The organism is Streptomyces sp. NPDC050315 (assembly GCF_040655775.1).
GTDB lineage: Bacteria > Actinomycetota > Actinomycetes > Streptomycetales > Streptomycetaceae > Streptomyces.
In genome coordinates, this window is sequence record NZ_JBFAKN010000007.1 from 416875 (window position 1) to 430836 (window position 13962).

A 13962-nucleotide genomic window follows, 5' to 3' on the forward strand; every position below is an offset into this window, starting at 1 on the left:
GGGGGATCCTGGCCCGCCCGCGGTGCCGGCCGTCGAGCCGCCGCAGGGCGGCACCCACGTTGTCCGACTCCCTGGGACGGAAGCCTTTTCATGAGCCTGACAGGACTGCTCGACGCCGTCGTACGGGACCCGGCGCTGGCCGAAGCGGTCGAGGCCGCCACCGACGGGCACCGCCGCCACCTGGACCTGGTCGGCCCGCCGGCCGCCCGTCCCTTCGCCGTCGCCGCCCTGGCCCGCGACGCCCGGCGCCCGGTGCTCGCGGTCACCGCGACCGGCCGGGAGGCCGAGGACCTGGCCGCCGCGCTGCGCTCGCTGCTCCCCGAGGACAGCGTCGTGGAGTACCCCTCCTGGGAGACCCTGCCGCACGAGCGGCTCTCGCCCCGTTCGGACACCGTCGGCCGCCGCCTCGCCGTGCTGCGCCGGCTCGCCCACCCCAGCAAGGACGACCCGGCGACCGGCCCGGTCTCGGTCGTGGTCGCGCCCGTGCGCTCCGTGCTGCAGCCGCAGGTCAAGGGGCTGGGCGACCTGGAGCCCGTCGCGCTGCGCAGCGGCGAGAGCGCCGACCTGGGCGAGATCGTGGACGGCCTGGCGGCCGCCGCGTACAGCCGGGTGGAACTGGTCGAGAAGCGCGGCGAGTTCGCGGTCCGCGGCGGCATCCTGGACGTCTTCCCGCCCACCGAGGAACACCCGCTGCGGATCGAGTTCTGGGGCGACGACGTCGAGGAGATCCGGTACTTCAAGGTCGCCGACCAGCGCTCCCTGGAGATCGCCGAGCACGGTCTGTGGGCGCCGCCCTGTCGTGAGCTGCTGCTCACCGCCTCCGTACGGGAGCGGGCCGCGGCGCTCGCCGAGGAGCACCCGGAGCTCGGCGAGCTGCTCGGCAAGATCGCCGAGGGCATCGCGGTGGAGGGCATGGAGTCCCTCGCGCCGGTCCTCGTGGACGAGATGGAGCTGCTGCTGGACGTGCTGCCGGCGGGCTCCATGGCGGTGGTCTGCGACCCGGAGCGGGTGCGGACGCGCGCCGCCGACCTGGTCGCCACCAGCCAGGAATTCCTGCAGGCCAGCTGGGCGGCGACGGCCGGCGGCGGGGAGGCGCCCATCGATGTCGGCGCGGCCTCCCTGTGGGGCATCGCGGACGTCCGGGACCGCGCCCGCGAGCTGGGCATGATGTGGTGGTCGGTCTCGCAGTTCGCCGCCGACGAGGCGGGCGAGGCGGACGGGGACACCCTCAAGCTCGGCATGCACGCCCCCGAGACGTACAGAGGCGACACCCAGCGCGCGCTCGCCGACACCAAGCAGTGGCTGGCCGACGGCTGGCGCACGGTCTACCTCACCGAGGGCCACGGCCCCGCGGCCCGTACGGTCGAGGTGCTCGGCGGCGAGGGCATCGCCGCCCGCCTGGACTCCGAGCTGGCGGAGATCTCGCCGTCCCTCGTGCACGTCTCCTGCGGCTCGATCGACAACGGCTTCGTCGACCCGGGCCTCCAGCTCGCCGTCCTCACCGAGACCGACCTCTCGGGCCAGAAGGCGGCCGGCAAGGACGCCACACGGATGCCGGCCCGCCGCCGCAAGACCATCGACCCGCTGACCCTCGAAGCGGGCGACTACATCGTGCACGAACAGCACGGCGTGGGCCGGTACATCGAGATGGTGCAGCGCACGGTCCAAGGCGCCACCCGCGAGTACCTCCTCGTCGAGTACGCGCCCGCCAAGCGCGGCCAGCCCGGCGACCGCCTCTACATCCCCACCGACCAGCTGGAGCAGGTCACCAAGTACGTGGGCGGCGAGGCCCCGACGCTGCATCGCCTCGGCGGCGCCGACTGGACCAAGACCAAGGCGCGCGCCAAGAAGGCCGTCAAGGAGATCGCGGCCGACCTGATCAAGCTGTACTCGGCCCGGATGGCGGCGCCCGGCCACACGTTCGGCCCGGACACCCCCTGGCAGCGCGAGCTGGAGGACGCGTTCCCGTATGCGGAGACGCCCGACCAGCTCACCACCATCGCCGAGGTCAAGGAGGACATGGAGAAGTCGGTCCCGATGGACCGGCTGATCTGCGGCGACGTCGGCTACGGCAAGACCGAGATCGCGGTGCGCGCCGCCTTCAAGGCCGTCCAGGACGGCAAGCAGGTCGCCGTGCTGGTCCCGACCACGCTGCTCGTGCAGCAGCACTTCGGCACCTTCACCGAGCGCTACGGCCAGTTCCCCGTCAACGTCCGTGCCCTCTCCCGCTTCCAGACCGAGACCGAGTCCAAGGCCACCCTGGAGGGGCTGAAGGACGGCTCGGTCGACATCGTCATCGGCACCCACCGCCTCTTCTCCTCCGAGACCAAGTTCAAGGACCTGGGCCTGGTCATCGTCGACGAGGAGCAGCGCTTCGGTGTCGAGCACAAGGAGCAGCTGAAGAAGCTCCGCGCCAACGTGGACGTGCTCACGATGTCCGCAACGCCCATCCCCAGGACTTTGGAGATGGCGGTGACCGGCATCCGCGAGATGTCGACCATCACCACCCCGCCCGAGGAGCGGCACCCGGTCCTGACCTTCGTCGGGCCGTACGAGGAGAAGCAGATCGGCGCCGCCATCCGCCGCGAACTGCTCCGCGAGGGCCAGGTCTTCTACATCCACAACCGTGTGGAGTCCATCGACCGGGCCGCGGCCCGGCTCCGCGAGATCGTCCCCGAGGCGCGCATCACCACCGCCCACGGCCAGATGTCGGAGTCCGCGCTCGAACAGGTCGTGGTCGACTTCTGGGAGAAGAAGTCCGACGTACTGGTCGCCACGACCATCGTCGAGTCCGGCATCGACATCTCCAACGCCAACACGCTGATCGTTGAACGAGGCGACAATTTCGGCCTCTCGCAGCTGCATCAGCTGCGCGGCCGCGTGGGACGAGGGAGGGAGCGCGGTTACGCGTACTTCCTCTACCCGCCGGAGAAGCCGCTCACCGAGACCGCGCACGAGCGGCTGGCCACCATCGCCCAGCACACGGAGATGGGCGCCGGCATGTACGTCGCCATGAAGGACCTGGAGATCCGCGGCGCGGGCAACCTCCTCGGCGGCGAGCAGTCGGGCCACATCGCGGGCGTCGGCTTCGACCTGTACGTCCGCATGGTCGGCGAGGCCGTGGCGGACTACCGCGCCTCCCTGGAAGGCGGCGTGGAGGAAGAGCCGCCGCTCGAGGTCAAGATCGAGCTGCCGGTGGACGCGCACGTCCCGCACGACTACGCCCCCGGCGAGCGGCTGCGCCTGCAGGCGTACCGCGCGATCGCCGCGGCCAACACCGAGGAGGACATCGCCTCGGTACGCGAGGAGCTGACCGACCGCTACGGCAAGCTCCCCGAGCCGGTGGAGAACCTCCTGCTGGTCGCGGGCCTGCGGATGCTCGCCCGCGCCTGCGGCGTCACCGACATCACGCTGCAGGGCTCCAACATCCGCTTCGGCCCGGTCGAACTGCGCGAGTCCCAGGAGCTGCGACTGAAGCGCCTGTACCCGCGCACGGTCATCAAGCCCGCCACCCACCAGGTCCTGGTCCCCCGCCCGACCACGGGCAAGATCGGCGGCAAGCCCCTGGTCGGGCGCGAACTGCTGGCTTGGGTGGGGGAGTTCCTCACGTCGGTGCTGGGGTCGTAGGGGAGCGCCCGCCTCGTGAGCCGGGGCAGCGGGTCTCGGGTCCGCCGCGGCGGCGGGGCCGTGGGGGCCCCTGCCGCGGCTCTCAGTCCTTCGTGGCGCGCTTGAGGAGCGTGAGGCCGCCGGCCTCGCCGTCCGGTACGTACACCGCGCCCGGGTGGCGGTGGACGGCGTCCGCGAGGGCCTGCGGGGTGGTCCGGCCGTCGCGGAGCTGGACGGCGATGTAGTCCGGGGCGATGCCGCGGGTGTCGCCTATCCAGTACACCGTCGTACGGCCGGTGAGGCGGCTGATGGGCCGGACGTCGGCCTCGACGGTGGCGCCGTCGGGGATGCGGCCGAGCAGCGCCTCGGCCTGGGGGACGGTGGACGGCGTGCGGTAGGTGGCCGCTTCGGTGAGCCGCGCCAGCGGGAGCGTGGTGGTCAGGGCGAGGGCCGCGGCCAGCGCCGCCGCCGGGACGTGCGTGGCGTAACTGCGCAGCCAGGGGCGGCCGCTCATCCGGAACCGGGGCACCGCGTCGACCAGCGCGAGGAAGACCACCGGCATCAGGACGGCGCTGTAGTGCCAGTCGGTGCCCCAGTAATGGTCGTCGTGCGAGACGAAACGCCAGCCGAGGGTCGGCACCGCGGCGAGCAGCAGCGGTGAACGCAGCGCCAGCAGGCCGGTGGTCGGCAGCAGCGTCCACAGCAGCGTACGGACGGCCGTGTCCACGGGGATGACCGGCGCCGGGCCGCCGTCACCGCTGAGCTTGGTCCAGTAGTCGTACGAGCCGGTGCCGTTGAAGGCAGGGATGATCACGGCGAGGGTGAGGGCGCTGGCGGCGAGGCCGAGGAGGACCAGCGTGACGGCCGCTGGCAGCGCCCGCCGGGTCCGGATCAGGATGATCACGCCGATGGCCGCCGCGGTCACCCCGAGGTCCTCCTTGACCAGGACCAGCGGGACCGCCCAGCACACCGCTGCGGTCCAGCGCCTGCCGATCACCGCCTCCAACGAGAAGGCGATCAACGGCAGCGCGAACGCGATCTCGTGGAAGTCGAAGTCGACCGCGCGCTGCAGCCCCCAGGACAGCCCGTACGCCACGCCGACGGCGAGTCCGGAGCGGCGGCCGAGCAGCCGGGCCGCGCACCGGGTGACGGGCACGGCGGACAGTGCGAAGAGCGCGGCCTGCGCGACGAGCAGGGTCACGGGGGAGGGCAGCAGCCGGTAGAGCGGGGCGAGCAGGGCGAGTACCGGACTGAAGTGGTCGCCGAGGATGTTCGCGCCGGGGCCCTTGAGATCGGCGACGGGGGCCCGGAGATGCGCGTAGGACCGGACGACCTGCTCGAATATCCCGAGGTCCCAGGAGATCGTGCCCATGGTGCGGTACCGCTGCACGGACACCGCGGCGAACAGCGTGAAGAGGGCGGCGGCCGTCCAGTACGGATCCAGGCGCGGGGCGCGCAACGCGGCGGCCCGGCCACGGAGGCGGCCCGGCCCGCGCCCGGTACGGCTGTCGGCCGCGGCCGGGGTCCGTGCGCCGGCCTCGTCCGTCGCGGTTGCTGCGGCCGTGTCCATGCGGATCGATCCTTACTCTTTCTCGCTCGCCTGGCCCCGTGCTTGCTCTCTGCCGTCTCAACTTCCGAAAGGTACTCGAAACCATCGAATCGGACGGCCCGTCCTACAACGTGGCCGACGAGACGTACGGTCACCAAGGGGTCCCCCGTGCCCCGCCTGCCGCGATGCAACCGAAGATTGGATGTCCCCTTGATACGGTCCGCGCTTCCCGTACGCCGTGCCGCGCTCTCCGTGACGGCCCTGGCCGCGGCCCTCGCCCTGGCCGGCTGCAACCCGTCCGGCGGCAGCACTCAAGGAGACGGCAAGCGGAGCCCGGACGTTCCCACGGCGACGGGCGAACCGGGCAGTGCGCTCGCGGCGCTCGGCTCGCTCACGGTCAAGGGCCGGGCCCCGAAGACCGGATACGAGCGAGACCGCTTCGGCACCGCCTGGGCCGACACCGACAGCAACGGCTGCCCGACCCGCGAGGACATCCTCAAACGCGACCTGACGCAGGTGCAGTACCAGGACGGACACTGCAAGGTGTCCTCGGGCGAACTGGCGAAGGACCCCTACACCGGGCAGCGGGTGATCTTCCGGCGCGGCAGCAGCCTCGTGGACATCGACCACGTCGTGGCCCTGTCGGACGCCTGGCAGAAGGGCGCCCAGCAGTGGCCGGCCGGCAAGCGGATCGCGCTGGCCAACGATCCGCTGAACCTCATCGCGGTCGGCGCCTCCGCCAATCGCCAGAAGAGCGACGGCGACGCGGCCACCTGGCTCCCGGCCAACAAGGGCTACCGCTGCGACTACATCGCCCAGCAGGTCGCGGTGAAGAAGAAGTACGGCCTGTGGGTGACGCGCGCGGAGAAGGCGGCAATGGGGAAGGTACTGAACACCTGCCCGGCCGAGCACCTCCCCACAGGCGGCAACCCGACCGAGGCACCGCCCCGCTTCCACGCGAACTAGCCGACCGGAACCCCAACGACGGGCCGGTGCCCGTCAGCCAGTACGGCACGGCGGCCGCGCCCGTCAGCCTGTACGGCGGCAGTACTCGTCAGCCAGTACGGCGGCCGTGCCCGTCAGCCTGGGATGGCTGGTCGGGCACGGTGCCGGTGGTCGTCAGGGGCAGGTCACAGACCCAGGTCCCACTGGGACGCCTCGTGCTCCAGGCCCGGCGTCACCTCGACGTCGAGGTTCTTCGCCCCCGCCGGCGCGTCGAAGGCGAACTCCACGCTCGCGCTCTTGCCCGGCAGGATCTTGCCGTTGAAGCCCTCGCCGACCGTGCCGTCGAATATCTGCTCCGCGGCCTTGCCGTCCTTGCCGGCGCGCGCCTCGACCAGGGTCAGGGTGCTGTCGAACTTTTCCTTGCCCTTGTTCTCCAGCTGCACCGTGATCTTGTAAGCCTTCTGGCCCTCCTTGTGACCGACGGCGAACTCGCCGACGGTGTACGCGGTCGCCTTGGACACCGTGACGCTCAGACCCGTGTCGTACTCGGCGGTGTCGCCGGCGTGCAGCGCCTCGCCCACCTTGCCCTTCGAGCCGCCGCCCGTGCCGGCCGCGTCATCGTCCCCGCTCTTGGGCTGCGCGGTGGAGGTCTCCAGCGACTTGTTGATCTCGTCGACCGTGTCCTTGACCGCGGTGAAGGTGATGACCGCACCGACCACCGACAGGATCAGCGAGGCGACGCCCAGCAGCACGCCCGCCAGCGCGACCCCCTTATTGGTGGCCTGACCGCGCTTGGCGCGGCCGCGGCCGACCAGGCCGAAGATCAGGGCCAGCAGGCCGAGCGTGCCGGCGAACCAGAACATGAGCGGTATCAGACCGGACAGGGCGCCGATCACGCCGAGCACGAGGGCCGCGATGCCCAGGCCGTTGCGCGCGGCCTGCGGAGCCGGGGCGCCCGTCGGAACCGGTGCGCCGGGCGGGAACTGCATCTGCTGGGACATGGCTTTGGGTCCCTTCCGGGAGTCTCGATCGGTTCTGACGAATCGACCTGAAGAAAGAGAGAGGAGAAGAACGAGAAGAAAGTCGAGAAAGGTGGAGCTGGTGTCGCGATGGCTCAATAACAGCAGAGGCTGTGAACCGAGTCAACACGGTTCACGGGAAAGTGTTAATTCACGGCGTGAAGGGGTTCGGGGCTGTGTCGTGGGTATGCTCGCTGACACAGGCGACAGACGCGACGGAGCGATCGGACGGGAGCCAGTCAGGTGCCGGAGAACGCAACACCGGAGACCCCAGCGCAGACCGCGGTGGAAGCCGCGGTCGCGGCGGAGGTGACCGCTGCGGGTATCGCGCGCCTGGCCGGCGTGGGCCGGGCCGCGGTCAGCAACTGGCGCCGCCGGCACGCCGACTTCCCCCGGCCCGTGGGAGGCACGGAGGCCAGCCCCGCCTTCGCGCTGACCGCCGTCGAGCAGTGGCTGCGCGATCAGGGCAAGCTCGCCGAAGTGCCGCTGCGCGAGCGGGTGTGGCAGCAGGTCGCGGGCCACCCGGCCGGCGCCGCCACGGCCCTGCGGCACGTCGGAGCCGTTCTCCTCCTCGTCCGTGACCGCCCCGCCGTCTGGCGCGGGCTCGCGCGCGCCGAGGACGATGCCGAGCTGACAGATCTGCTGCCGCCCGCGCTCGACGCCGTCCTCACCGCCCGGCTCGGCCCCGCCCACCCCGTCACGGGCCTCACCCGAGAGACCCTCGCCCCGTCCAGCGCCCTCGTCCGGGCGGCCGCCGAGCTCGCGGAGGATGCGGAAGGCGCTCCGTATGCATACGAGTTCCTGCTCGGCCGCCATCTGGACGCCAACCCCCGGCAGTACACCCTCACCCCGCCCGGCCTCGCCGCCCTCATGGCCGAGCTGGCCGGCCCCGCCGATGCCGTCCTGGACCCCGCCGCCGGTACGGGCACCCTGCTGTACCCCGCACAGGAGCCGGCCCCCGGCCCGGTGCGTCCGGAGCCCGCCGCGCTCTACGGGCAGGAGGCCGACGCCGATCTCGCCGCGCTCACCGCCCTGCGCCTGGCCCTGCGTTCGCCGGAGACCCAGGTCCGGATCCAGGCCGCCGACACGCTGCGCGCCGACGCCTTCCCCGACCTCGCGGTCGACGCCGTCCTCGCCCACCCGCCCTTCAACGAGCGGAACTGGGGCCACGACACCCTGGCCTACGACCCCCGCTGGGAGTACGGCTTCCCGGCCCGTACGGAATCCGAGCTGGCCTGGGTGCAGCACGCACTGGCCCGTCTCAAGACCGGCGGTACGGCCGTCCTGCTCATGCCGCCCGCCGCCGCCTCCCGCCGCTCCGGCCGCCGGATCCGCGCCGACCTGCTGCGCCGCGGCGCGCTGCGGGCCGTCATCGCGCTGCCCGCCGGCGCCGCGCCGCCGTACGGCATCCCGCTGCACCTATGGGTGCTGCACCGGCCGGGCAGCGCCCCGCCGCCCGCTCCTCACCTCCTGGTCGTCGACACCGCCGAACTCGCCCCGGGAGGCCGGGACAAGCTCGACTGGCAGACCGTGCGCGCCACCGTCCTGGATGCCTGGCGGGCCTTCGACCACGAGGGCGGCATCGAGGAACAGCCGGGCGTACGGCGCTCGCTGGCCGCCATCGACCTGCTGGACGACGACGTCGACCTCGCCCCGGCCCGGCACCTCCCGCCGCCCGCCGCGGGAGGCGGCCCCGCCGAACTGGCCCGGGCACACGAGGAGCTGACCGCCGCCCTCGCCCGTACCACCGATCTCGCGCCGGCCCCCGCGTCCGCCGGCCGGGCGGCGCCCGCCCGCTGGCCGCTGACCACCGTCGGCGAGCTGGCCCGGGGCGGCGCGCTGTTGCTGCGGGCCGGCGGGCCCGGCACGGCCGCCCTCGGTGAGGGCCCCGTCCAGCTCACCGAGCACGACGTCATCGGTGGCACGCCACCGTCCGGCACCCTTCCCGAACCGGCCACCGGCGACGCCCCCGAAGAGCCGGTCCTTCTCCAGGCGGGCGATGTCGTCGTGCCGGTCCTGGGCGGCGGCGCCATCGCCCGGGTCGTCGATGACGCCACCGAGGGTGCGGCGCTCGGCCGGAATCTCTTCCTGCTGCGGCCGGACCCGTCCGCGCTGGACCCCTGGTTCCTGGCCGGGTTCCTGCGCGGTACCGCCAACAACCGCCAGGCCAGCAGCTACGCCTCCACCGCCACCCGGCTCGACGTCCGCCGCCTCCAACTGCCCCGGCTGCCCCCGGCCGAGCAGCGCGGATACGGCGAACGCTTCCGGGCGCTCGCCGCGTTCGAGGAAGCGCTGCGTGAGTCGGCCCGGCTGGGCGAGCGCCTGGCGCAGGGCCTGTACGACGGGCTGACGGACGGGTCCATACCGCCGGGGTGATCCGGTGGGGAGCCGGGTGACCGGCCGGGGCGCCGGGGGTCGGCCGGGGCGTGCGGGTGCGGCTGTGACCGGACCGGGATGTGGTTCCGTACAACCCAGGCGGTGTTGTCAGTGTCGGTATATACGCTCGAAAAAACCCGCCACGACGGCCATACCGACCAGGAGCAGCAATGCACGGCCCCGCCGCCCCGGCTCCGCCACCGCCCCGTCTCCCCAAGGCAGGCACGGTCGTGCTGCTGCGGGTGGTCTTCGTGGCGACCGCCGTGCTCAGCATCGGGATGCTCGCCTGGGTGACGTTGCTGCGTGCCGCGCTGGTGCACCGGCGGCCGGTGAGCTGGTGGATCTTCGGGGTGGATGCGGCGCTGGCCATCCCGCTGCTGGCCGTGGTCGGTTCGGTGCCGGAGAGCGACTGGCGCGGGGATGTGGCAATGGCCCTGGTCCTGCTGCAGATGGCGGGCGCTGTCGCGTACTACCTCGTGGTCGACATCCGTGCCGGTGCCCGTGCCCGTGCCCATTCGCTCGCGGGATACCCGGCCGACCACGGCCGGGCCGGCCAGCCGTATGGGACCTCTGCGTATGGGACCTCTGCGTATGGGGGCTCTGCGTATGGGCCGTACGCCTCCCTGCCGAACCCGTACGCCGCGCCCGTCCCCGCGCAGCCGCAGCCGCGGCCGCAGCGGATTGAGCGGGTGCGGGCCGAGTTGGATGAGCTCAGCGAGTACCTCCGCCGGGGTGAGAGCGCCGGGGGCGATGGTCGACAGGAGGGGGAAGGGCGGTGAACGGCAGAGTCATCGGCGAGCGGTATGAGCTTTCCGCGCTGCTCGGGCAGGGCGGCATGGGCCAGGTATGGATCGCGTACGACCGGCGCCTGGACCGCCGGGTCGGTGTCAAGCTGCTCCGTCCCGACCGGCTGGCAGGCACGCCCGACGCGGAGGAGCTGCGGCACCGTTTCGCGCGCGAGTGCCGGGTGACCGCGCAGGTCGACCATCCAGGGCTGGTCACCGTGCACGACGCGGGCAGCGATGGCGACGACCTCTTCCTGGTCATGCAGTACGTCGAGGGCGCCGACCTCGCCGACCACCTCGCCGAGCACGACCCCTACCCCTGGACCTGGGCCGTGTGCGTGGCGGCGCAGCTGTGCGCGGTGCTGGCGTCCGTGCACGCGGTGCCGATCGTGCACCGGGACCTCAAGCCGCGGAACGTCATGGTCAAGGCGGACGGCACGGTCACCGTCCTGGACCTCGGCATCGCCTCCGCACTGGACACGGACACCACCCGCCTCACCCATACCGGCTCGCCCATCGGCAGCCCCGCGTACATGGCGCCCGAGCAGGCCATGGGCGGGACGGTCGGCCCGTACACCGACCTGTACGCGCTCGGTGTGCTGCTGCATGAACTGCTCAGCGGGTCCGTGCCGTTCGCCGGGTCGACGGCGCTGGGCGTGCTGCACCGTCACTTGTACGAGATGCCGGTGCCGGTGCGGCAGTTGCGCCCCGACGTGCCCGAGGCGCTGGAAGCGCTGGTGCTGCGGCTGCTGGCCAAGGACCCCGAACACCGCCCGGCCGACGCGCAGGAGGTGTACCAGGCGCTGGCCCCACTGCTCCCGCACGCCGGCTCCGGGAGAGGGGGAGGAGCAGGGGTGGCGTCGCTGCCGGTGGCGCCGATGGATCCGACCCGGCCGTTCCTGCTGCCGCATGCGCCATGGCCCCGGCGCGCGGTGGCGCCGGGCGCCGGGGGGACGGCGGTGACGGCCGTACCGATGATGACAGCCGTACCGGTGGCGGCTGGATCGGTAGCGGCTGGGGCGGTGGCTGAGGTACGGACGCCCGTTGGACAGCCTGTATCCCCACCGCCCGTACCCGTACAGCCCGTTCCCGTACCCGCCGTCGCAATGCCGCGCGTCCCCGCCGCGTCGGTGACCGTGCCGCCGGGTGCGGACCCTCGTACGCCAGCCTTCGTACCGTCCTCTGCGGCCACGCCCACGCCCACGCCCATATCCGCGCCCACACCCCTCGGGCTGGACGTCGCGGCTGCTGTTGAGGAGGTCAAGCGGTTGCTGGACCATGGGCGGATCACGCAGGCCGTCGACATCCTGGGCGGCATCCTGCCGGCCGCCGCCGCGCGGCACGGTGAGCACTCGCCGGTCGTGCGGACGCTGCGCAAGCAGTACGCGGCCACGTTGATGGACGACGGGCAGTACCGGCGTGCGCTGCCGGAACTTCGGCTGCTGGCCGAGGAGTTCGCGCGGGGGTCCGGTCCGCGTGCGGCTCGCCAGGCGCTCCAGTTCCGTTTCGAGGCGGCGCAGTGCCTGGAGCAGCTGGGCGAGGTCGCGGCGGCCCTGGAGGAGTACCGCACGCTGCTGCCGCACTTCGAGGCGGCGTCAGATGACCCCGTACGGCCGCTGGAGATACGGCGTTCCATAGGCCACTTGCTGCTCGCGCTCGGCGAGCGTGGTGCGGCGCAGGAGACGCTGGCCCGGCTGTTGTACGACGCGGAGCGGGTGCACGGCGCGCATCACGCCTTCCCTGCGGAGGTGCGCCGGACGCTGGAGTGGCTGGCCCGCGTCCGCTGAGCGGCCGGCTGCCCGGAATCACCGCCTCCGCCGCGTCCCCGGGTACGAAACACAAAAGTGCCGCAATCGTTGGTCGAATTGCTGGTCCGCGCCGCGCGGACTCCATACCATCGATCAACGCCAGGACTGATACGCCCGCGAGGTGCTGTGGAAGGCCCCCGCTGTCGTTCATGATCTTCGCCGGGAGGCCGAATGCTCCGCCGTAGGACTGCGCTCTCCGTTTCCGCCGCCGCGATCGTGGCGGCCCCGCTCCTGTCGGCCTGCGGCAGTGACGCGCACCCAGGTGCCGCGGCCGTCGTGGGAGGCGAGCGGATCACCGTGGCGCAGCTCCAGGCGCGGGTGAAGAACGTCCGTACCGCCCAGGAAGGCGCCCCGCAGGGCGCGCAGCTCATCCAGAACACCGGCCGGCTCAGCCTGGCCACGCTCAACAGCATGATCTTCGACCGCGTACTGGCGCGCAGCGCGAAGGACGCCGGCGTCGAGGCCAGCCGTTCCGAGGTGCAGAAGTGGCGGTCTGCCGCCGAGCAGCGGGCCGGTGGCGCCGACCGGCTGAAGGCGATGTGGCTGCAGCAGGCCATCGCGCCGGGCGAGATCGACGGCGTGGTGCGCAACCAGATCCTGATGGACGGCATCGCGAAGAAGCTGGGCGTGAACCGCCAGTCGCCGCAGGGGCAGCAGCGGCTGGCCCAGGCGCTGGCCAAGACCTCGCGCGACCTCGGGATCGATGTGAATCCGCGCTTCGGCAAGTGGGACGACCGCCAGGTCATGCTCGGCGAGGCGAAGACCCCGTGGGTGCGGACGGAGCAGAAGCAGCAGGTGTGACGCCTGGGGCCGGCGGTGTGAGGCATGCCGGGGCTCGCCCGGCCCCGGCCGTGCGTTACGTTCGACGGGTGAACGCTTCTGCCACCGGCCGCCTGGTCCTGCTCACCACCAGCCACCGGGTCGCACCCGGCCTGCTGTCCTGGCCCGCGTGGCAGACGCTGCGCGGCGCCGACCGTGTGCTGTGCACCGACCCGGACCACCCGCAGCTGCCGTACCTCGCCGAGGCGGGCATCGCGGTCGAGATCGCGGAGCCCACCGCCCGCGAGCTGGTCGACCACTGCGTGAGCGGCGCCCGTACGGCGGTCGTACTGACCTCCGCCGACGGCGAGAGCGCGCTGACCGACGGGCTGGCCCGGCTCGCCGGGTCGGGTCGCGAGGCGATGCCCGACCTGGAGCTGCTGCCCGGTTCGTACGATCTGCCCGGCGCCCGGCTGCTGGACCTCGTACAGGTCATGGACCAGATCCGCGTCGCGTGCCCGTGGAGCGGCATCCGGACGCACGAGGACCTGGCGAAGTACGGCCTGGAGGAGGCGTACGAGCTGGTCGAGGCGATCGAGGAGGGGGACCGGGGGGCGCTCGCCGAGGAGCTGGGTGACGTACTGCTCCAGGTGGTCTTCCATTCGCGGATCGCGCAGGACGACCCCGATGAGCCGTTCTCGATCGATGACGTCGCGGGTGGCATCGTCGACAAGCTGATCCACCGGCACCCGCACGTCTTCGGTGACGAGGAGGCGGCGACGCCGGAGGACGTCAGGGCGCACTGGCTGCGGACGAAGGCGGTCGAGAAGGGGCGCGAGTCGGTGACGGAGGGGGTGCCGCTGGGGCAGCCGGCCCTGGCGCTGGCCGCGAAGCTGGCGTCCCGGGCCCGTACGGCCGGGCTCGACGTGCCGGTCGCGGGCGAGGGCATCGGGTACGAGCTGCTGGCGCTGGCCGTACGGGCCCAGGCGGAGGGCACCGACCCGGAGACGGCGCTGCGGGCGGCGGCGCGTACGTACCGGGATGCGATTGTGGCGGCGGAGGGGGCGGGCTAGCGCGTTCCTGGCAGGGCCCCTCCCTCTCCCCATCCACCGAGA

At 72.6% G+C, this 13962-nt stretch carries 9 protein-coding genes; 7 read left to right on the forward strand and 2 right to left on the reverse strand.

Going from position 1 to position 13962, the window contains the following annotated elements; genetic code table 11:
• The first annotated feature begins 90 nt into the window (after nt 1–90).
• Nucleotides 91–3627: a transcription-repair coupling factor gene (gene mfd / locus AB0I82_RS27335; protein ID WP_363259974.1), complete on the forward strand. Its 3537-nt coding sequence runs from the start codon at nt 91–93 to the stop codon at nt 3625–3627.
• Between the two features lie 82 nt (nt 3628–3709).
• On the opposite strand, the gene AB0I82_RS27340 is transcribed toward mfd, so the two are convergent.
• Complete coding sequence (locus AB0I82_RS27340) at nt 3710–5176, reverse strand: DUF2079 domain-containing protein (RefSeq protein WP_363259975.1); 1467 nt, start codon at nt 5174–5176, stop codon at nt 3710–3712.
• Nucleotides 5177–5365: 189 nt separating this feature from the next.
• On the opposite strand from AB0I82_RS27340, the gene AB0I82_RS27345 reads away from it, so the two are divergent.
• Complete coding sequence (locus AB0I82_RS27345) at nt 5366–6121, forward strand: HNH endonuclease family protein (RefSeq protein WP_363259976.1); 756 nt, start codon at nt 5366–5368, stop codon at nt 6119–6121.
• A 164-nt stretch (nt 6122–6285) separates the two neighbouring features.
• Here AB0I82_RS27345 and AB0I82_RS27350 read toward each other — a convergent pair whose 3' ends face one another.
• Nucleotides 6286–7101, reverse strand: coding sequence for a DUF4190 domain-containing protein (locus AB0I82_RS27350; protein WP_363259977.1), 816 nt, complete (start codon nt 7099–7101; stop codon nt 6286–6288).
• 303 nt (nt 7102–7404) lie between these two features.
• On the opposite strand from AB0I82_RS27350, the gene AB0I82_RS27355 reads away from it, so the two are divergent.
• The 5 genes from AB0I82_RS27355 (at nt 7405) to AB0I82_RS27375 (ending at nt 13920) form a co-directional block, all read left to right on the forward strand.
• Nucleotides 7405–9495, forward strand: coding sequence for an N-6 DNA methylase (locus AB0I82_RS27355; RefSeq protein ID WP_363260028.1), 2091 nt, complete (start codon nt 7405–7407; stop codon nt 9493–9495).
• 170 nt (nt 9496–9665) lie between these two features.
• Nucleotides 9666–10274, forward strand: coding sequence for a hypothetical protein (locus AB0I82_RS27360; protein WP_363259979.1), 609 nt, complete (start codon nt 9666–9668; stop codon nt 10272–10274).
• Complete coding sequence (locus AB0I82_RS27365) at nt 10271–12067, forward strand: protein kinase (protein WP_363259981.1); 1797 nt, start codon at nt 10271–10273, stop codon at nt 12065–12067. Before AB0I82_RS27360 ends, AB0I82_RS27365 begins: the two co-directional genes overlap by 4 nt.
• 192 nt (nt 12068–12259) lie before the next feature.
• On the forward strand, nt 12260–12889 hold the full coding sequence (locus AB0I82_RS27370) for a SurA N-terminal domain-containing protein (protein ID WP_363259982.1): 630 nt from the start codon (nt 12260–12262) through the stop codon (nt 12887–12889).
• A 68-nt stretch (nt 12890–12957) separates the two neighbouring features.
• The gene (locus tag AB0I82_RS27375) at nt 12958–13920 is read left to right on the forward strand and encodes a nucleoside triphosphate pyrophosphohydrolase (RefSeq protein WP_363259983.1); all 963 of its coding nucleotides are present in this window, start codon (nt 12958–12960) and stop codon (nt 13918–13920) included.
• The last annotated feature ends 42 nt before the right edge of the window (nt 13921–13962 follow it).